Genomic DNA, 20265 nt, shown 5'->3' with positions numbered 1-20265 from the left:
CGCTGGTATCATATTTCTATTTCAATTGGCCTCCTCGCCTTCAACATTGGCTGGTGCCTTGCGAATCACAGATCCAGTTTTAATCACGGATGGGTTCCACTTCGGCATTTGGTTGAAAGAGATATAGCTTTCCCGTAGCGACTTCCATACACTCAAACCGTTTTATTCGTTTGTTCCCCTTTCTGAATAATTTGCCGTTATAGATTCGAAAGACGCTTCCAAAGGGAAGTTCAAAAATATGGGTTTTATCCGTGGCCGCATCAAACTGTTTCAAAGCTATGGATAAATCAGCATCCGTGCTGCTGCTTGCCTTCGGGTTTCTAAAATGTTTCGCCAAAAGGGGTAATAGTTTCGATGGAAATACCTCTGGCCGGATAAATGGTAGCATTAAAAATTGGAATGTCCTTTTCCATTCAAGCCCATGAGGTTTTATTTGGCGTCCATATTTTTCGAAGGCCACCAAGTGCGCAATTTCATGAATCAAGGTAATTAAAAATCGATATTTATTGGATGTGGCGTTTACCGTGATTTGATGTGATCCGTTCGGCAGGCGCCTGTAATCCCCATGACGGGTAACCCGCTGATTTACTATTTTAAGGTTTACCCCGGTCTCCTTAATCAGTTCCAAACAGGGTATCACTGCCCTTTCCGGCAAATATTTTTTTAAAACAGCGTCCATTAAGGGGTGGTACTTGAAACCTGTAACAGCTTCCCGTTGTACATTTTATTTCCGTCCAGGGCAAAATCTTTGATATAGGCGGCCATATCCCGGGCCGATATAGGGGCTTTATAACCGGGAAATGCCTCTTCCAACATTTCGGTTTGCACGGCCCCAATGGCCAAAACATTGAAGGAGGGACCATTTTCCTTAAACTCCTCCGCCCATACTTCGGTCAATGTAATGACCGCGCCCTTGCTTGAACTATAGGCCGTAAGACCGGGAAATTTAAGACTTCCCTGTACCCCACCCATGGAGCTTATGGTGACCACATGGCCATTTTTTGTCATATAGGGCAACAGGGTCCGGGTGATGTTGGCCACGCCGAACACGTTAACCCGGTAGACATCCTCAAATTCCTTGGAGGTTATATCGGAAAAAGGCTTGTTCAGTAAGCTACCGGCATTGTTGATCAAGACATCCACCTTGTCCCAGTTCTTCTTTACGAATCCATCCACCTTTTCCAGGTCGGCCTGGTGGGTGATGTCAAAAGGGAAACTGGAAATATTGGGATGTCCCAAATCTGCCATGGGCCCATCATTTCTGGACAGGGCCAAGACCTGATGCCCCTCGTTGGCAAACAAACGGGCCAGTTCATAGCCAATACCCCTGCTACAGCCAGTTATGATTACGCTGGACATTATTTATATTTTATTTCCCTGGTCGTCGCGTTGATGATACCGCTAAGCACAGGTATCGTCTTGTTCACTACAGTGGCCATATGCCCAAAATCCATTAGGGAAACCTCGTCCCCTACCTTGTGATATTGGTCAAAATTGGTGAAATCAAAGGTGCAGTACGTTTGGGAAGGTACTCCGAATGCTTCGTGAAAAGGATAATTATCCGACCGTTTGAACAAGTTGAATTCCTTGGCGGTAGGTAGAAAACCGATCAGTTTCTCGTTCGTATATTGATTGCTGATCTCTGCGAGATTCGACATTTCATAACCTGTGACATACATAAAGTAGTCCTTGCCCACCAAGGGAACCCCGACCATTTCAAAGTTCAGCATGGCGTATAGATCCAAATTTTGGGCCTTCAACTTTTTGGCCAAATGATTCGATCCCAAAAGTCCTTTTTCCTCGGCACTGAACAGTGCAAAAATCAGACTTCGCTTATTGGTCCTTGCGTTTCCGAAATACCGGGCCAGTTCCAACACTACGGTGGTACCTGAAGCATTGTCGTTGGCGCCATTGGCTATGGTATCCCCGTTGACCGGGCTAATGATGCCAATGTGGTCGTAATGTGCCCCGATCACAATGAATTCGTGTTTGAGCTTAGAGTCGTTTCCTTCCAATACACCAACAACATTATAAGCCGGTTTGGAGAAATTGGACAACGTATCCCTGTAGGTCACAAAATAGGGCGCAATACGGTTCTGCTTAAAGATAGTCTCGATAAAATCTGCAGCCTTTGCTATGCCCTCGCTTCCCGAATCCCGGCCTTTTAATGCATCCGAAGCCAAAAAATTCATAATTCCCCCGATCCTGACCTCATCGGAAAAATCTGCCTTGAGGCGTGTTGTATTTCCATTGGTTTCCGGGTTTATAGCCTTATTTCCGTTGGTTGCATCTGAGGCAACAGAAGCTACCCTAGCTTTAAGGCCCTCAGGACCATCTACAGTATTCGAAGGGGTTTCCCTCACTTTTGTTGACCCGCAGGCCACGAATACCAAAAGCATTATAAGCCGAATTACTTTTCCCATACCTGTACGAATTTGATTTTTAAAGATAAGGTATCCCGATGATATGGAGAAGTTTTGATTAGGCCAATAATCAATCTTGGTCTCCAGCGCAAAACTGGGACCTGCTTGATCAACCATTGCCCGGAAACCAAACTCGGATTGCTAGGCCAGCATGGTCACCGGATTCTCCAAAAATGCCCTCAGTGTTTGAAGGAACTGGGCTCCTGTGGCGCCGTCTACCGTCCTATGGTCGCACGCCAGGGTAACCTTCATAGTGCTTCCTACTACAATTTCACCGTTTCTAACGACCGGCTTTTCCACTATAGCCCCTACGGATAGGATAGACGAATTGGGCTGATTGATAATGGAGGTAAATTCCAAAATACCGAACATGCCCAAATTGGAGACCGTAAAGGTACTTCCCTGCATTTCGTCAGGGGTAAGTTTTTTGTTTCTCGCCCGGCCTGCCAAGTCCTTGACATTGGCCCCAATTTGTGTTAGACTCATCTGATCAGTGAACTTGAGTACGGGAACCACGAGTCCCTCATCAACGGCTACGGCCACACCTACACTTATATGGTGATTATAACGTGTGGTGTCCCCGTTCCAAGTGGTATTGACCTGAGGATGTTTTTTAAGTGCCATGGCACAGGCCATAACAACCATATCATTAAACGACACCTTAGTGTCGGGAAGGCTATTGATTTGCGCCCTGGAGGCCTTGGCGTTGTCCATGGCCACCTCAATGGTCAAATAATAGTGCGGGGCCGTAAACTTGGATTCTGCCAAACGCTTGGCAATGGTCTTGCGCATCTGGGAGTTCTTCACTTCCTCGCTGCTTTCTTCACCAACTGCCAACTGTACGGGTACTACTGGGGCCGCCTTTTCCGCAGGAGCGGACTGCACTTCTGTGACAGGGGCCGTCGCCGGTTTGGCGGAAGGCTGATAACTTTCCACATCTTTTTTCACGATTCTACCGTGGTCTCCGGTACCCTTGATTTCAGCAATATTGATGCCTTTCTCCGCAGCAATCTTTTTGGCCAGCGGGGAAGCAAAAATACGTTGCCCATCAGAAGTAACCGTAGTTTCCGGACTTGCAGTCTCTTTGCTTTCGGCAATAGGAGCTTCCGTCTTATTGGTTGAAGCGGCATCCGTATTTGCCGGACCGGCAGAGGGTTTGGCGTTCAACACAGCATCTACGTTGGTCCCCTCAGGGCCAATAACGGCCAAAACCGTATCCACGGGAGCAGACTCGCCCTCCTTTATACCAATATAAAGTAAGGTGCCTGCATAAAAGGACTCGAATTCCATGGTGGCCTTATCGGTTTCGATCTCCGCAAGGATATCGCCCTCCTCCACAGTATCGCCCACTTGTTTTAGCCATGAGGCCACAGTGCCTTCTTCCATGGTATCGCTAAGGCGGGGCATTTTAATAATCTCGACGTCTTCAGGAATTTCTTCTGATGTTGCAGCGGCTTCACCATCCTGGGCAGGAGCTTCGGGTGTAGCCTCGGCTGCAATCTCTTCCTTTGGAGGTTCTGGGGATGATGTGCCTGAACCGTTCAACAATCCGGAAATATCTTCCCCTTCTTCGCCAATAATGGCCAAAAGGGTATCTACAGGAGCTCCGTCGCCCTCTTGAATCCCTATATGCAACAAGGTGCCTTCATGAAAGGATTCGAACTCCATCGTTGCCTTATCCGTTTCAATTTCTGCCAAGATATCCCCTTCTTCCACTTTGTCCCCTACATTCTTAAGCCACTTGGCAACCGTCCCCTCTTCCATGGTGTCGCTAAGTCTCGGCATGTTAATAACTTCCGCCATTTACCTATAATTTATGTTGTACAAATGGATAGTCTTCCTGCTCATATACCATGTCATATAATTGGTTTGCAGGAGGGTAATCCGAATCCTCAGCAAATTTTTCGCATTCCTTCACCATATCCTTTACCCGACCATCTATTTCCTTGATCTCGTCCTCTGTAGCATAGTTCTTTTCCATGATGACATCGAGCACTTGGGTAATGGGGTCAATTTTTTTATACTCCTCTACTTCTTCTTTTGTTCTGTAATGCTGTGCATCGGACATGGAATGTCCTCTATAGCGATAGGTCTTCATTTCTAGAAATGTAGGTCCGCCGCCACTTCTGGCCCGTTCTATGGCCTTGCTCATTTCCTTGGCCACCGTTACGGGATCCATACCGTCTACCGGACCGCATGGCATTTCATATCCCAGGCCAAGTTTCCAAATATCTGTGGAATATGATGTCCGGGCCACAGAGGTTCCCATGGCATAGCCATTGTTTTCACAAATAAACACCACTGGTAATTGCCACAGCATGGCCAAATTAAAGGTTTCGTGCAGGGATCCTTGTCGTACCGCACCATCACCCATATAACACAAGGTTACCGAGTCCCTTTTAAAGTATTTATCGGCAAAGGCCAAGCCTGCACCCAAGGGAATCTGTCCTCCTACAATGCCATGGCCTCCATAAAATCGATGTTCTTTGGAAAAGATGTGCATGGATCCACCCATACCCCGTGAAGTACCGGTAACCTTGCCGTAAAGCTCGGCCATAACCTTTTTGGGATCTTCTCCCATACCGATGGGTTGCACGTGGTTCCTATAGGCCGTAATCATCCGGTCCTTGGAAAGGTCCATCGCGTGTAACGCTCCTGCAAGTACGGCTTCCTGCCCGTTGTACAAGTGTAGAAATCCCCTAACCTTTTGTTGAATGTAAACAGCGGCAAGTTTATCCTCGAACTTTCTCCAAAACAGCATGTCCTCGTACCATTTTAGGTAAACTTCCTTGGTAATCTTTTCCATTAACACATATTTTATTTGTAGTATTTCCTTAAATCGGAAAAACAAAAATACACATTAAATCAATAGCGGAAAAAAAATAGAAGCGGATATAATTTAAGCTACTTTAGGAAAGAATTATCAAAGGCCAAGGGAAGGATATCGACAAGGGAATCGCACTTGAAGACTTCCCCCGTTTCGCCCATAAGGACCAGTGCTATTGGGCTATGTTGTTTTTGTTCATATTCGGCGATAGACTGCCTGCAATTCCCACACGGGGCAGCTGGGGTATCCACCGCATAATTCTTGGAGGTCGCCGTGATGGCAATGGTCCGTATGGCTACCCCCGGATATTTAGCCCCAGCCTGAAAAACGGCCACGCGTTCTGCACAGAGCCCAGATGGATAGGACGCGTTCTCCTGGTTGTTCCCAATGACAATTGATCCATTTTCCAGGAGCACCGCTGCGCCTACTTGAAAGTTGGAATAGGGCGCATAAGCATCACCTCTCGCTTTTATGGCTTCCCTCATCAATTGCTGGTCTTCGACCGGAAGGTCTTTCAAGGAATCGAACACGGTCAATTCAAAAGCTATTTGACGTTTTTTCATATCCGGATATTGTTGCAATTTTAGTAGGGGATTGGGACAAAAATAAGTAAAACCTGCACAAAGGCAGGTTTTAAAGGACGAATAAAGGGGTTTTACCCTTAATCGTTAAAATATTCCTGGCCTAGGCTAAAGGTAAGGGAAAAACGCAAGGTATTCTCCAAAGGGTTTCTTACCTGAGAAGTCGAGAACAAGTAGGACAGATCGATCTGGGCCGCCTTGAACTTAAAGCCTGCTCCCAGGGTAAAGAACTTTCTGGAACCCTTTTCCTCGCTTTCATTGAAATAACCGGTACGGATCATAAAGGCGTCCTGATAGGTATATTCCGCACCAAGGGCCCATGTAAATTCTTTTAATTCTTCGCTGAATCCATCAGGAGCGTCACCAAAGGACTCGAATACCCCATTTAAAAAACTGATATCCTGGTACTCCGCATTGTCCTCAGAATCCACATCCCCATCCCCATCAAAATCCCTGGGGGTAGGTACTAATAATTTATTGATTTCTGTAGTGATTCCCAACACATTATCCTGGTCCAAAATAAAATCGAAGCCGGCTCCCACTTTTAGGTTGGTGGGCAAGAAGTTTTCCTGGCCTCCTTCATCGTACTGGATCTTCCCTCCAAGATTGGAAAGGTTGAATCCAGCTCTCCAGCGTCCATCAAAATTGTTGTAGGCTATTTCCCTTGAACGGAAGTAACCGGCCACATCAACAGCAAAGCTGTTTCCTGCCTGTGAATTTCCTCCGATTTCCTGAAGTTCCAGATTAGAGCTGATAAACCTTCCTGCAACCGCCATGGAAAATTGATCGCTAAGTTTTAGGGAATAGGATCCATCAATGGCCAATTCGTTGGGTTTGGCCGTTGTTCCCGGATCGTTGGCAAATTGCCTTAACTCTATTTCTCCCAAGGTGAAAAAACGTAAGCTTACGGCAAATGCGCTTCGATCGTTTATTTTATTATAGTAGTTTCCGCTTAAAAGGGCAATGTCCGTAATAATGCTCTCCAGATAAGGGGTATAACTTACCCCAATGCCCATTTTGCGCTCCGCAAAGGCAAATTTGGCCGGGTTCCATTGCTGCGAATAGGCATCGACGGAAGTAGCTACACCCATATCGCCCATACCCGCGGCCCTTGCATCGGCGGCAATGGTCAAAAAGGGCACTGCAGTGGTGATAACCCGATCTTCCTGCGCCATTGTTCTGCCAAGGCACACAAGCAAGGTTAGTGTCAATAATTTTTTCATTTCTTTCATGTAAAATTTAGTTGGGTACAAAAATAAGCTTATTGAACAACTTCGATAAATTTTAGTCGTACTACATGTAAACGCCCTTTTTAAAAATATCTTGTGTTATGGGTATATTATTTTTAAAAATCCATGAACAAAATCCCGTCCCAAAGCCATTGTTTTCTAATCTTATCGATAAAATCCCCCGCTCCTTGCAAGAATTCGCCCTTTATTCGGGATAGTAACAAAAAGAAACCCTTTTAACCCATACTATAATAGCTTTTACTTCGTTATGAATTTACACACGGAATCTTTTTAAAACTTATGCCGCGTGGATTTTGTAAAAAATATTTTTTGGGACCATGAAATATTATGTGCAAATCCTCGTTTTATAAGCCGAAAGTGACACACAAATTAATTAAAATATAATCTCCAAGCCGCTTGAAACGTGGTTTGAATTTTGAACTCAAGTCCTAATTATGAAAAAACAATTTATCAAAGTTGTACTCTCTTGTTTAGTGGTGGCGGGAAGTTTTAGCAGTTGCAAAAAATCTTCCGGGACATCAAAGAACGTTTCAAGAGCCACCGGCTGGAAAATCAATGCCAAGGAGGGTGGTTTCCAGTACAACACAGATTTTAAGGAACAGGCCACTGCCCCCGGTTTGGTGTTTGTTGAAGGAGGTACCTTTACCAAAGGGAAGGTTCAGGATGATGTGATGCACGACTGGAACAACACACCAACATCGCAGCACGTTCAGTCCTTCTATATGGATGAAACCGAAGTGACCAATGTTATGTACTTGGAATATTTGGATTACCTAAAGAGTGTATACCCACCCGAAAATCCAAAATATGCCAATATCTACAAGGGAGCACTGCCGGACACCTTGGTCTGGAGAAACCGATTAGGATTTAACGAAACCATGACCAACAACTACCTAAGGCATCCTGCCTATGCAGAATATCCTGTAGTAGGGGTAAATTGGGTGCAGGCCGTTCAATTTTCAGAATGGCGTACGGATCGTGTCAATGAAGCCATGCTGGAAAAGGAAGGATATCTTGCCAAGGATGCCAAATATCAGGCCGTTACAGGTGAGGTAGAGGGCACCTTTAGCACTGAAGCCTATCTAAACAGGCCCGAGTCGGTCTACAACGGTCAAATTGATTCGCTCCAGGGCAATAAGAAAAAAGATTCCGTTTCTACCTTTGCCAAGCGCAGTAGCGGGATTATTATGCCAGAGTACCGCTTGCCCACAGAAACCGAATGGGAATATGCAGCTGCGGCCCTTCAGGGTTCTCGGGAATACAATAACTATAGAGGTAGAAAAAAATATCCTTGGGAAGGCGAGTATACCCGTAACGGGCAACGCGTGGGCCGAGGGGACCAATTGGCCAACTTTAAGCAAGGAAAAGGTGACTACGGCGGAATTGCCGGATGGTCCGACGATGGTGCGGATATTACCGCAGAGGTTAAGTCTTACAAACCCAACGATCTTGGCCTTTATGATATGGCCGGTAATGTGGCCGAATGGGTAGCCGATGTGTACCGACCCATAGTTGATGATGAAATAAGTGATTTCAACTACTACAGGGGTAACGTATATCAAAAAACTGCAATAGGCGAGGATGGAAAGGTAAATATCCTCAAAGATGAGATTGTCTACGATACCTTGCCCAACGGTAGAATAATTGCGGTTAACCTACCAGGCGAGATAAAAATGGTACCCGTGGACGAACAGGAAACTTATCTAAGGACCAATTTCTCCTCTAGTGACAATAGAGGATACAGGGACGGTGATCCAGGTTCTTCCAGGTTCTTTGACAGATTTAGTGATGAAGAGCAGGAGCAAGAAGGGAATGGTAGATCCATGTACAATTCACCCAAGCATAATGTTGAGCGAGATTCTGTTGGCAACATGATACGCCAGTACGATACCTCCAATAACAGGACTACCCTGATCAATAACGAAGTTAGGGTTTTCAAAGGGGGTTCTTGGAGAGATCGAGCCTATTGGTTAGATCCCGCACAACGTAGGTACCTGCCTCAATACATGGCCACGGATTATATCGGATTCAGATGTGCCATGTCCAGAGTGGGATCAAAATCCAAAACAAAGAACAAAACAGTTCGGGGAAAAAAGGTTAAATAGTTTTCCCAAAAAATATAAAGCAAGGCCCCGACTTTCCGTCGGGGCTTTTTTTTAACTTTGTGCCATGACCATAGCTGCACTGCACAAGCTCTTTTTGGAATTTCCCGCCGTTTGTACCGATACCAGGAAAATCACGAGAAACTGTATTTTCTTCGCGCTAAAAGGCGCCAATTTTAACGGTAACGAGTTTGCGATGCAAGCACTTCAAAACGGAGCTTCCTTAGCGGTCGTGGATGAAAAGAAGTACAGTGCCGCCGATGGGGTCATCCTAGTGGAGGATGCGCTTAAGACCCTACAGGAACTTGCCAATTATCACAGGAAGTATTGCAATACCAAAGTAATAGGCCTTACAGGAAGCAACGGGAAAACTACTACCAAAGAACTGCTTTCGGCAGTGTTGTCCAAAAAGTACAAGATTGTTGCTACTCTTGGAAATCTTAACAACCACATTGGTGTTCCCCTAACCCTATTGTCCCTAAAAGAGGACACGGAGATTGCAATCGTTGAAATGGGAGCGAACCATCAAGGAGAAATCGATTTTCTTTGTACCATAGCGGAACCGGATTATGGGTATATCACCAACTTCGGAAAAGCACACCTTGAAGGTTTTGGAGGTGTAGCCGGTGTCATTAAGGGGAAAAGTGAACTCTACAGATATCTTCTGAAAAATGACAAGCATGTATTTTTGAATGCGGACGACCCGATACAGGAAGAAAAATTGGGAACGTATATCAAGAAGTTTGGGTATAGCAAGGTAAACCGTGATTACTATATCATTTCGGCCCTGGATGCCGATCCCTATGTTGCCCTGGAAGCCGAGGGCATCCAAATAAGGTCCCAACTCATTGGAAGTTACAACTTTTCCAACTGCGCCGCCGCCGTGCTCATGGGAAAATACTTCAATGTTCCATTGGCGGATATCAAGGTGGCCATTGAAAATTATATTCCACAAAACAACCGTTCCCAAATGCTGGACCGCAACGGGCATCACATCATTTTGGACGCCTACAATGCCAATCCTACCAGCATGAAAGCAGCCCTCGATAATTTTAGCATGATGCAAGGAGCTCCCAAAATAGTACTCCTGGGGGATATGTTCGAGCTGGGCAGTGCTGCACAAAAAGAGCATCAGGAGATTTCAGATCTGGTCATGGAAATGGCTTTTGACGACGCCTACCTCGTGGGAGAGCACTTTACCAAAACAAATTCGCCCTTAAAAAAATTCAACTCCTTTGATGACCTGGCCAACTTTCTGAAAACGCATACGTTGCGAAAAAGTCATATTCTAATCAAGGGCTCCAGGGGAATGGCCCTGGAACGGGCGGTGCAATTGCTATAAACATGAGCGACTCCTCTGGGCAGCCATGGGCACAGAATATTCCCGCACGGTTCCCAGTGTAATTCCCAAGCTATTTACACGACCCATTTCGTATGTCGAAAAACGTATTCAATAGCGTAAATCTGTTTATTGCCTTTCAATACCTGGTCGCGAGAAAGAAGCAAAGTATTCTTGCCACGCTGGGCGTACTCCTTGGCGTAACCATTTTTATCGTTATGATCAGTTTTATGACCGGGGTCAACGGTTTTTTGGATGATGCCGTGTTTAATGGAAGTCCGGACATTGTTATACACCAAAAGCCAGATAAGGTCAAACTTAAAGGCCTTTTCGGAACTAAGACCCCTGTGCTTCAACAGGTCTCCGATATCGCAACCTCCTTGGGGAGACATGACAATGTAAAGGGGTTTGCCCAACAGACCCTTTCCCCGGCCATCCTGCTCAGTGAAACACAGCAGCTGCCAGTGAGTATAAACGGTGTTTTCCCGGATAGGGAATACAAGATGGTAGATTTGGAACGGAGGCTTGTCCATGGAGATGGCTTTGAAAGTTTGAAAGATGAAAACGCTATTCTTCTTGGCGTTAGCCTCGCCAAACGGCTTCAAGTTTCCCAAGGGGACGAGCTAAGAATGATCCTTCCCAACGGAAGAAACCATAGCTTGACCGTATCGGGCATATTCAGCTTTGGGATTTCCACAATAGATAACCTCCGGACCTATGTAAACGCAAACACCCTGCAAGGGCTTTTGGAAAATGAATCGGGTATTACCAATATTCATGTAAAACTCAAAGACCGGGAGGACCTTGGCTTAAAAAATGCGTTGTTGCAACAATACGGGGGGATCATCGTAGATGATTGGATGGATGGCAACAAAACCATAGTAATAGGGAACAAAGTCCGCAATGTAATGACCTGGACCATCTCCTTTGCCCTGCTACTGGTGGCCGGATTTGGAATTTACAACATCATGAACATAACGGTAATACAAAAACGAAAGGATATTGCCGTATTGAAGACCATGGGCTATGCGGGCAAGGACCTTGTTTTTATCTTTTTGGCACAGTCCTTTGTCATTGGTTCCATAGGTTCGCTGCTGGGGAGCTTTTTTGGCTATCTGATCAGTTACGCCATTTCCCTGGCCCCCCTGGAAACTTCGGATTTTATCATTGTGGACACCTACCCTATCACTTTTGAGGTAAAATTTTACCTGCTGGGGGCCTCTTTTGGGATACTTACCTCCCTACTGGCGGGTTATTTCCCGTCCAAAAAAGCAAGCAGGGTAGATCCGGTAACGATTATTAGGGATATATGATATTGAAGGCGGAACATATCAGCAAGTATTTTCACAATCCAAAGAAACATAGGGTTCTCAACGGTGTTTCATTGAACGCAGAGGCTGGGGAGCTAATTTCCATCTTCGGGGAATCGGGCAGTGGAAAATCTACCCTCCTGTATATTCTGTCTACCCTGGATATGGATTTTGAAGGAACTTTGGAAATATTGGGGCAACCTACCAAGGCATTGTCGCAAGACGGCCTGACCGATTTTAGAAACCGGCATATCGGATTTGTATATCAATCCCATTTTTTGCTCCCGGAATTCAATGTATTGCAAAATGTGATGCTTCCGGCCTTAAAATTGGGCGAAAAGGACAACCAGGCCCTTCGGGAAGATGCGCTCTCCTTACTTGATGAAATGGGGATGAAAACCTTCGCGGATCGTCCTTCCTACCAGCTGTCTGGCGGGCAACAACAGCGTGTTGCAATAGCGCGCGCGTTAATCAACAATCCCGTACTGATCGTTGCGGACGAACCTACCGGAAATCTGGATCAAAAAAATAGCATGCTAATCTTTGATTTACTCTCACAAATAACAAAAGAAAGGAGCAAAACCGTAATTATGGCCACCCATAACCTCACCATACAGAAAAAATCCCAGCGGTTGGTTGAAATTATTGACGGTTCCATCCGACTATAGGATAGAAAAGATTGCTATGAAAACGATTATGGAAGCAAAGGAAAATATCATCATATTTGACGGAGAATGCAATTTGTGCAATGGGGTTGTCGGCTGGCTGCTTCGTTTCGCACCCGGAGGTATTTTCAGATACGTTGCATTTCAGTCCACCGAGGGACAGCTGCTGTTAAAAAAATACGGTTTTCCCACCGAAAGCCTGGAAACGGTGATCCTGTTGGATGATAAAGGGGTCCATACCCATTCTGATGGTTTTCTGAAAATCGTTTCCAAAATACCAAGGTGGCGCTTGGTCGCCGCGCTTTTGGCGTTTATCCCAAGAATTATCAGGGATACGGTATATAATCTAGCCTCAAAAAATAGGGTGAAATGGTTTGGGAGATCAAAAAGCTGTACCCTTGTCTTTAAGCACCCGCTAACCTCATAGTCCCATTTTTGTATAGGTCCTGAAGAAAAAACCACCCGTATTTATCGGGTGGCATTTTGTGGGATATACTGGATTCGAACCGGTGACCTCTGCCCTGTCAAGGCAGCGCTCTAAACCAACTGAGCTAATATCCCATTTGGGCCTGCAATATCGGAAAATTATCCAAACATTAAACAATTTGATCGGAATATAAACCTTCCGTGAAAACTGTCCAGAATTTTGTCTATACTGTTATTTAGTTTTTTCCATCATTCCCCGTTTTCTTTGTATCATATTTTAACATGGAGGTCGAAATAAGGAAAACCCCATCAAATTAAAAATAACGATTTGTTCAATTTTGGTTGTTTATTTGGCTTGAATGGGGTCGGGTACGATAATATAGCACCTGGCCCCTTTATACCTTTTAATACATGAAAAAAGTAAAAGAACCTGCGACCTATATGTTTTAGCAAATTTCTATTTGGCAAAACCTACTATTTATTCACTTTGGGGAGTGATTATGTAGCCCAAACCTACTTAGTCTTTTGTTCCGGTTTCGGGGCATAGGGGATAGCTCGGATAGGTTATGGATACATACTGAAAAAGCAACAACTTTTTCTTTGTGTAGGTAGAGGGGGGCATTGGTATTATACCAGGCCCCTTTCTTTTTGGTGACCGCCCATTTCGAAAGGACTCACTCTGCCCTAGGGAATCATACCTTGGATTCTCTAGCAAGCATGTCTAGGATTTTGTCTAGATTTTTGTCTAGACTCCTATGGGGTGATTTCTTTTTTTATATGCTTTTTTTGAAAGGTGTTTTGCAAGTAGTATTGGCCTGCATCAATCGCTACTTGGCTGCGACGGTATGGCAATCTGAATTAAGTGCGTACGTAGCAATTGCCAGGCGTTCAATTAACGTGTGGAAGAGAACGGAATTAATTGTATATCTTAATCCCACGGTATCACTTTACAGGAGATGAATAGGACGAACAAAAGTCGAGTCAGAGTATGCATAGCGTCAATGGTGTTCTTTTCAGTTTTTACCCAGGCGCAAACCAAGATAGACTCGCTCATACAACGACTTGAAAATTCAAATTCCGATGTCAAACGATTTGGCATTTTGGATACCCTGACCGAAGCCATGGTGCGTAAAAACCATCCGCAACGGACGTCCTACCTGAAGCGTACAATCGATTTGGCAAGAGAATTGGGTGAATGGGACAAGGCCGTTCTAAAATTGAGATATGTCTCGCAAGAGTATCTCTACACCCGCAAACCCGATTCGGCCATCTATGTACTGGATGAGATGTTGGGCCATCGATCCAAATTCAAGAAAAGACGATCGGTAGCTCATTTGTTGTTAAAAAGGGGAGGTGCCTACTTTAACAAGGAAGACCTTAAGCAGGCATCCAAGGACTATGAAAGAGCCGCGCATATCTTCCATCTTACCAAAGATTCAATATTTGAAGCCGATGCCATCTATTTCAATGGCCAGGTCCAAAGCGATCTGAGAAATTTTCCGAAGGCGGTAGACCAGTATAATAAGGCATATGCGCTCTATAAAAGCTTAGGCGATGTTACGTATATGACCCATACCCTCTCTGCTTTGGCTTCCGCGTATGCTTCGAATGATTTTGTGGAAAAGGCCAATGAAGAACGTCAAAAAATCATCGCTTCTGGATTAAAAAATAAGGATTACTATGTGGTAAGTGTAAATGCCTTTAATATCGGAGGTGGTTATCTTAAGCACAAGGACTACGGGAACCTAAAGAAATATGTGGACATGGCATCCCACTATTTGGATAGCATTCCTGAAGGAAATTCAAAACAAGTACTTCAAATGATGATTGCCACAGGTTATGCCCAGTATTATCTGGAACAAGGCGACCTTGAAGAAACCTGGATGAATCTCAAAAGAGCGGATAGCTTAAGAAAAACCACGGATGCACCCAAATATTATGAAAACAACATCCTAAATGTTACAGCTTCCTATTACCTCAGGATTGGTAAAAACAAAAAAGCCGAACAGGCCTTGCAAAAAATACTGGCAAAAAAAGATCGTATAAGCAATAAGAAAGAGATGATCAGGGCCGAAAAGCAGATTGCTGAGGTATACGCCGCCCAAAAAAACTTCAAGAACGCATACCAGCATTTGGAGCGCCACCTGCAGGTAAAGGATTCTGCCTATAACACCATAAAGACCAACGCTTTTTTGTACTATCAATCTTTGTACGAGGCCGAACGCAATGAAAATGAAATTTACCGGCAAAAAACGACCATAAATTTATTGGAAAAGGACAAGGAATTGGCCACGGCGCTAAGAAGAACGCTTTGGATTGTACTGTTTTCGGTGATTTTGGCCGGTACCGGCATTGCTTACTACATCTGGGAAACAGGAAAACGGAAGCGTCGGGCGTTGGCCTCCCGATTGGAACGAAATAAAAATGAGCTACTTGAATTCACCAACCGCTTGCTACAAAAAAGCCAAGAACAGGAGGTTCTATGCCAAGAATTGGAACAATTGAAGCTGTCCTTTGGGGAAAAGGAGGAACTGAATACCATACAGGAACTGGTCAGGTCCAAAATCCTTACCCAAGACGACTGGGAAATTTTCAAGGAAAAATTCACCCTGGTATATCCTTGCTTCTTCATGGGAATATACAACAAGGGGTTTCACCTTACCAACGCAGAAGAGCGCATTCTTGCTCTGGAGCGTTTACATCTAAAGACCAACGAGATAGCACATATGCTGGGGATTTCCCCAGATAGTGTCCTGACCGGACGGTACCGTTTGCGCAAAAAACTGGGTGCTCCCAAGGACATCGGGGTAATCGACTTTTTACAAAGCTTGTAATTCATCCCTTTAATGGGCACAAACAATTGTCTAGAGTTTTGTCTAGCTTTTATATCGTTTCATGATCTTTTTTTTCTATAGTTTTTAAGCTTCCTTTATTTTTTGCTTTACGTATTCAGCAGGGATTGTCTAGAATTTTGTCTAGGCCATATATTGGCTTTTTATTTCATTTTGCCGTGACTTTGTATACCAAGTAACCCCCTCTGTATATGAGAGTTCGGTGAAAAATCAAAACAAACACATATTTAAAGAATCCGGAACATGCAGACCCAAAACAAAAAAAACATGGATATCGTGGCCATTTTAAGTGACCTTGTTTCCGTCAAAATTCTAACCCCTCAGGACTGGTCCTTGTTTAAGGAAAAGTTCTCATTGGTGTATCCTTCCTTTTTTCCTTTAATTTTGACCAAGGGCTATTATTTTACCAATTCCGAAGAACGTTTGCTGGCGCTGGAAAAATTAAATTTAACCACAACACACATAGCCAATATTCTGGGCATTTCCCCCGAAAGTGTGCACACAGCACGTTATCGACTTCGAAAAAAATTAAACGTGTCCTGCAATAAATGTATCATCGGATTTTTGGAAGGGCAAATGGAAATGTAGCGCATTCCCCAGTCGGGTTGGCCGAGTTTTATTTCCCAACCTCCTTTAATATCCATGCGTTAGTATTGTGCACATCCCGAGCGATTCAAAGGCACCTTTTCACCTCTGTTTGGTTTTTTGCCTAAACGGAAAGAACAGTGCCTCCGATACCTCACAAATTTAATTGGAAATAAGGCTCGGGTAGACTGTATCCCGTTCAATTTCCCGGTAACACTTTTACACAGTTCCAAAACAACATAAGCTTTCCCCTTTATTAAAAATCCAGTAAAAAAATGTTGTCAACATAAGGCGTAACTACCTATAAACAAAGGTTTTTTGACGCCTTCTTCAGTATTTTCATTTTGTTCTGTATAGACTTTTGTACAGATTTTTGTCCAGTTGTCTTTGTTGTTTCCCGCGCTGTTTTGAGTGTAACTTCGCCCCGTCAAAACTTACGTTTGACGTAAAAAACCTCTTATTGCCATCAAGATCAAAAAGGGTATAAATAAGATGGATCTATTAACTAATAACCTTTAAAAAAAGTAAACTTTTTGCTTATGAAATCAAACAGACTTCTCCTTTTCTTTATGTCCTTATGTATTTCCATAGTTTCATATGGGCAGGTAAGTATTGGAAGCCCGGTTCCCGATGGATCGGCGCAATTAGACATTACCGCATCGGATAAAGGGGTGCTCATTCCCCGTGTGGCATTGCAGAACACCACCGATGCCACAACAATTACCAATGGAAACGTAAATGGCCTTGTTGTATATGTCCCTACGGCAGCAGGCGATATTGTACCGGGGTTCTACTTCTGGCAGGATACCACTTGGGAACGACTGCTCAACCCCGGGGACGTTACCGGTTTGGAAACGGTGACCGTCCTGGAGGACAGAGCGGATGGCTTGATCACCTATATAGATGAGGACGGAACAGTACAAACGGTAAACAAATCCGATATCACCGACAACGGGGACGGCACCTATACCTTTACCAATAATGATGGCAGTGATGTTCTTATAAACACCAATGGCATTACCATTACTGATTTGGTAGTAGGTAACCTGATCGCTACAGTAACCGAAGCGGATGGTACAATAACCCAAATCAATGAGACCATTGCCACCTTCGTGGACAACGCCGATGGCACCATCACCTATACCGATGAAGGGGGTACGGCTCGTAATGTGAACAAATCCGATATCACCGACAACGGGGACGGTACCTATACCTTTACCAACAATGACGGCAGCGACGTAACGATAAACACCAATGGCATTGCCATCTCCAATGTCATCGCGGGAAACCGTATCGCAACGGTCACCGAGGCGGACGGTACGGCGGTGGACATTGACGAGACCATCACCACGATAACGGGGACCGTGACCGGGAACCAGATAGCCACCTATACCGCCGAGGGAGGCACCACCACGGCCATCAACGAGACCATTGCCACCTTTGTGGACAATGCCGACGGTACTATCACCTATACCGACGAGGGGGGCACTGCCCGCAACGTGGACAAAGCCGATATCACCGACAACGGGGACGGCACCTATACCTTTACCAACAACGACGGCAGCGACGTAACAATAGATACCAACAGCATAGCGATCTCCAATCTAATTGCAGGAAACCGTATCGCAACGGTGACTGCTGCAGACGGTACCACAGTGGATGTGGATGAAACCATTGCCACCTTTGTGGACAACGCCGATGGCACCATCACCTATACCGATGAGGGGGGTACGGCTCGTAATGTGAACAAATCCGATATCACCGACAACGGGGACGGTACCTATACCTTTACCAACAACGACGGCAGCGACGTAACGATAAACACCAATGGCATTGCCATCTCCAATGTCATCGCGGGAAACCGCATCGCAACGGTCACCGAAGCGGACGGTACGGCAGTGGACATTGACGAGACCATCACCACGATAGCGGGAACCGTGACAGGGAACCAAATAGCCACCTATACCGCCGAAGGTGGCGCCACCACGGCCATCAACGAGACCATTGCCACCTTTGTGGACAATGCCGACGGTACTATCACCTATACCGATGAGGGGGGCACCGCCCGTGACGTGAGCAAAGCCGATATCACCGACAACGCGGACGGCACCTATACCTTTACCAACAACGACGGTAGCGACGTAACTATAAACACAAACGGCATTGCCATCTCCAACGTCATCGCCGGAAACCTGATTGCTACCGTAACAGAGGCAGACGGCACCACTGTGGATATCGATGAGACCATCGCCACCTTTGTGGACAACGCCGACGGCACCATCACCTATACCGATGAGGGGGGCACCGCCCGCAACGTGGACAAAGCCGATATCACCGACAACGGGGACGGCACCTATACCTTTACCAATAATGATGGCAGTGACGTAACCATCACCACCAACGGCATTGCAATCTCCAACGTCATCGCCGGAAACCTGATTGCTACCGTAACGGAGGCAGACGGTACGGCAGTGGACATTGACGAGACCATCACCACCGTTACCGGGACGGTGACCGGGAACCAGATAGCCACTTATACCGCTGAGGGAGGTGCAACCACGGCAATCAACGAGACCGTGACCAGCATCGCTCTAAACGCCGACAATACCAACCTGGATTACGTGGATGAGGACGGAACCACCAATCAAGTAGACCTTACCAATGCCATTACCAACTTGGAAACGGTCACCTCACTGGCCCAAAATGATGCTACCGGAGACATCACATATACCGATGAAGACGGGGGCACTTCTACCGTTGATGTCATCAGCACCAATGCCGGTAACCTGATATCCGCCGGCACGGACGGCGGGGCATTTGTAAATGCTGCCGGACTGACTGGTGATGGTTCCATTACTTCCAACGACCTTACTGTAGGGGGAGGCACCAATGCCACTTTGACTGATGTTACTTTAGAGATTGCCGCTGGTATGGTAGGTACCACAGAGCTGGCAAACAACGCGGTGACAACAGCCAAAATTGCCGATTCCCAAGTGACCAGTGCCAAAATAACCGATGGAACCATAACCGGCAATGATATTGCCAGTAATACCATAGAGACCGGTAATATCTTGAACGGGACCATCGCCGAAGTGGACATTGCTAATGATGCGGTAGCCTTGGCCAAATTGGCCAACGGTACTGCAGCAGGACAGCTTATGCGCTGGAACGGTACAGATTGGTTGTTGGTAACCGACACCTCTGTGGGTACGGACGACCAGACAGCAGCTGAAGTAACGTATGATAATACAGTCTCCGGCCTGCTAGCAGCCGATGTGCAAGATGCTGTAGATGAGGTCTTGGCAGCAGCACTGACCGTAGACATTACAGATAACGGCGATGGCACACTTACCTTCACAGACGCAACAGGAGGTACAGCTCTTGTTAGTCAAGATTTCCTAAGTACGGATGCCAATAATGATATCTCTGCCGGAACCGATGGCGGAATCTATTTGGATGTATCTGCAGCCACAATAACAGAAGCCGACGGAATCGTGGGCAACGAGGTCACCAACGCCACCGATGCCACCCTTACGCGCTCGGGCACCGGGACCGCAGCCAGTCCGTACACCCTGGACGTGGCCGCAGGTGGGATCGATACCGCCGAGCTCGCCGACGATGCCGTGACCACCGTCAAGATCACCGATGCCAACGTGACCCTGGCCAAACTGGCCGATGGGACGGCCGACGGCAACATCATTCAATGGAACAATACCGCCTCCGCCTGGGAGGAGGCCGCACTGGCCGCCGAGGCAGATGGGATCGTGGGCAACGAGGTCACCAACGCCACCGCCAGCGGATCGCTCACACGATCGGGGTCCGGTACCACAGTGGCGCCATATACCCTGGACGTCGCCGACGGCGGGATCGGTACCGCGGAACTGGCAACGGACGCCGTGACCACC

The 20265-nt window shown here is 46.0% G+C and carries 14 protein-coding genes, 1 tRNA gene and 1 pseudogene; 8 read left to right on the top strand and 8 right to left on the bottom strand.

Annotation, left to right across the window (positions count from 1 at the left end):
• Positions 1 to 79 precede the first annotated feature (79 nt).
• The 7 genes and pseudogenes from ACRD67_RS10880 to porV all read right to left on the bottom strand — a co-directional run bounded on the left by ACRD67_RS10880 (position 80) and on the right by porV (position 7054).
• A complete protein-coding gene (locus tag ACRD67_RS10880; RefSeq protein ID WP_430967177.1) occupies positions 80 to 679 on the bottom strand; it encodes a SprT-like domain-containing protein in 600 nt (199 codons plus the stop codon).
• Positions 679 to 1359, bottom strand: a complete 681-nt coding sequence (locus ACRD67_RS10875) for an SDR family NAD(P)-dependent oxidoreductase (protein ID WP_430967176.1) — start codon at positions 1357 to 1359, stop codon at positions 679 to 681. The genes ACRD67_RS10880 and ACRD67_RS10875 overlap by 1 nt, the downstream gene beginning before the upstream one ends.
• Positions 1359 to 2423 carry a M28 family metallopeptidase gene (locus ACRD67_RS10870; protein ID WP_430967175.1) on the bottom strand — a complete coding sequence of 355 codons (1065 nt, stop codon included), beginning with the start codon at positions 2421 to 2423 and terminating at the stop codon, positions 1359 to 1361. Before ACRD67_RS10870 ends, ACRD67_RS10875 begins: the two co-directional genes overlap by 1 nt.
• A 141-nt stretch (positions 2424 to 2564) precedes the next feature.
• Positions 2565 to 4226 (bottom strand): dihydrolipoamide acetyltransferase family protein, encoded by a 1662-nt coding sequence (locus ACRD67_RS10865; protein ID WP_430967174.1) that lies wholly within the window; start codon positions 4224 to 4226, stop codon positions 2565 to 2567.
• A gap of 4 nt (positions 4227 to 4230) precedes the next feature.
• The gene (pdhA, locus tag ACRD67_RS10860) at positions 4231 to 5229 is read right to left on the bottom strand and encodes a pyruvate dehydrogenase (acetyl-transferring) E1 component subunit alpha (RefSeq protein ID WP_430967173.1); all 999 of its coding nucleotides are present in this window, start codon (positions 5227 to 5229) and stop codon (positions 4231 to 4233) included.
• A gap of 98 nt (positions 5230 to 5327) precedes the next feature.
• Positions 5328 to 5843 (bottom strand): annotated as a pseudogene (cdd, locus tag ACRD67_RS10855) (cytidine deaminase); the annotation flags it as partial.
• Between the two features lie 68 nt (positions 5844 to 5911).
• A complete protein-coding gene (gene porV / locus ACRD67_RS10850; protein ID WP_430967172.1) occupies positions 5912 to 7054 on the bottom strand; it encodes a type IX secretion system outer membrane channel protein PorV in 1143 nt (380 codons plus the stop codon).
• A gap of 461 nt (positions 7055 to 7515) precedes the next feature.
• Here porV and gldJ point away from each other — a divergent pair, with 461 nt between their 5' ends.
• The 5 genes from gldJ to ACRD67_RS10825 all read left to right on the top strand — a co-directional run bounded on the left by gldJ (position 7516) and on the right by ACRD67_RS10825 (position 12924).
• Positions 7516 to 9186 carry a gliding motility lipoprotein GldJ gene (gene gldJ, locus ACRD67_RS10845; RefSeq protein WP_430967171.1) on the top strand — a complete coding sequence of 557 codons (1671 nt, stop codon included), beginning with the start codon at positions 7516 to 7518 and terminating at the stop codon, positions 9184 to 9186.
• Between the two features lie 64 nt (positions 9187 to 9250).
• On the top strand, positions 9251 to 10525 hold the full coding sequence (locus ACRD67_RS10840; RefSeq protein ID WP_430967170.1) for a UDP-N-acetylmuramoyl-tripeptide--D-alanyl-D-alanine ligase: 1275 nt from the start codon (positions 9251 to 9253) through the stop codon (positions 10523 to 10525).
• A 92-nt stretch (positions 10526 to 10617) separates the two neighbouring features.
• Positions 10618 to 11835 (top strand): ABC transporter permease, encoded by a 1218-nt coding sequence (locus ACRD67_RS10835; RefSeq protein ID WP_430967169.1) that lies wholly within the window; start codon positions 10618 to 10620, stop codon positions 11833 to 11835.
• A complete protein-coding gene (locus ACRD67_RS10830) occupies positions 11832 to 12500 on the top strand; it encodes an ABC transporter ATP-binding protein (RefSeq protein ID WP_430967168.1) in 669 nt (222 codons plus the stop codon). The genes ACRD67_RS10835 and ACRD67_RS10830 overlap by 4 nt, the downstream gene beginning before the upstream one ends.
• 16 nt (positions 12501 to 12516) lie before the next feature.
• Complete coding sequence (locus ACRD67_RS10825; RefSeq protein WP_430967167.1) at positions 12517 to 12924, top strand: thiol-disulfide oxidoreductase DCC family protein; 408 nt, start codon at positions 12517 to 12519, stop codon at positions 12922 to 12924.
• Positions 12925 to 12983: 59 nt separating this feature from the next.
• Here ACRD67_RS10825 and ACRD67_RS10820 read toward each other — a convergent pair.
• Positions 12984 to 13058, bottom strand: a tRNA-Val gene (locus tag ACRD67_RS10820).
• Positions 13059 to 13924: 866 nt separating this feature from the next.
• Here ACRD67_RS10820 and ACRD67_RS10815 point away from each other — a divergent pair.
• From ACRD67_RS10815 to ACRD67_RS10805, 3 genes are all read left to right on the top strand, one after another.
• Positions 13925 to 15757, top strand: coding sequence for a hypothetical protein (locus ACRD67_RS10815; protein ID WP_430967166.1), 1833 nt, complete (start codon positions 13925 to 13927; stop codon positions 15755 to 15757).
• A gap of 261 nt (positions 15758 to 16018) precedes the next feature.
• Positions 16019 to 16363: a helix-turn-helix transcriptional regulator gene (locus ACRD67_RS10810; RefSeq protein WP_430967165.1), complete on the top strand. Its 345-nt coding sequence runs from the start codon at positions 16019 to 16021 to the stop codon at positions 16361 to 16363.
• A 536-nt stretch (positions 16364 to 16899) separates the two neighbouring features.
• The coding region (locus tag ACRD67_RS10805) for a beta strand repeat-containing protein (protein WP_430967164.1) at positions 16900 to 20265 on the top strand (3366 nt) is incomplete at its 3' end.

Source organism: Eudoraea algarum (genome assembly GCF_050589645.1).
In the GTDB taxonomy this organism is placed as follows: domain Bacteria; phylum Bacteroidota; class Bacteroidia; order Flavobacteriales; family Flavobacteriaceae; genus JBNGOQ01.
The sequence above is the reverse complement of the archived record's forward strand: the minus strand, read 5'-3'. Positions and strand labels throughout refer to the sequence as shown.

Excerpts from the sequence above, each read along its gene's own strand:
- ACRD67_RS10825 (WP_430967167.1), top strand. The coding sequence starts at position 12,517 with ATGAAAACGATTATGGAAGCAAAGGAAAATATCATCATATTTGACGGA.
- ACRD67_RS10880 (WP_430967177.1), bottom strand. The coding sequence starts at position 679 with ATGGACGCTGTTTTAAAAAAATATTTGCCGGAAAGGGCAGTGATACCC.
- ACRD67_RS10870 (WP_430967175.1), bottom strand. The coding sequence starts at position 2,423 with ATGGGAAAAGTAATTCGGCTTATAATGCTTTTGGTATTCGTGGCCTGC.
- ACRD67_RS10865 (WP_430967174.1), bottom strand. The coding sequence starts at position 4,226 with ATGGCGGAAGTTATTAACATGCCGAGACTTAGCGACACCATGGAAGAG.
- ACRD67_RS10830 (WP_430967168.1), top strand. The coding sequence starts at position 11,832 with ATGATATTGAAGGCGGAACATATCAGCAAGTATTTTCACAATCCAAAG.
- gldJ (WP_430967171.1), top strand. The coding sequence starts at position 7,516 with ATGAAAAAACAATTTATCAAAGTTGTACTCTCTTGTTTAGTGGTGGCG.
- ACRD67_RS10815 (WP_430967166.1), top strand. The coding sequence starts at position 13,925 with ATGGTGTTCTTTTCAGTTTTTACCCAGGCGCAAACCAAGATAGACTCG.
- ACRD67_RS10835 (WP_430967169.1), top strand. The coding sequence starts at position 10,618 with ATGTCGAAAAACGTATTCAATAGCGTAAATCTGTTTATTGCCTTTCAA.
- pdhA (WP_430967173.1), bottom strand. The coding sequence starts at position 5,229 with ATGGAAAAGATTACCAAGGAAGTTTACCTAAAATGGTACGAGGACATG.
- porV (WP_430967172.1), bottom strand. The coding sequence starts at position 7,054 with ATGAAAAAATTATTGACACTAACCTTGCTTGTGTGCCTTGGCAGAACA.
- ACRD67_RS10810 (WP_430967165.1), top strand. The coding sequence starts at position 16,019 with ATGCAGACCCAAAACAAAAAAAACATGGATATCGTGGCCATTTTAAGT.
- ACRD67_RS10875 (WP_430967176.1), bottom strand. The coding sequence starts at position 1,359 with ATGTCCAGCGTAATCATAACTGGCTGTAGCAGGGGTATTGGCTATGAA.
- ACRD67_RS10840 (WP_430967170.1), top strand. The coding sequence starts at position 9,251 with ATGACCATAGCTGCACTGCACAAGCTCTTTTTGGAATTTCCCGCCGTT.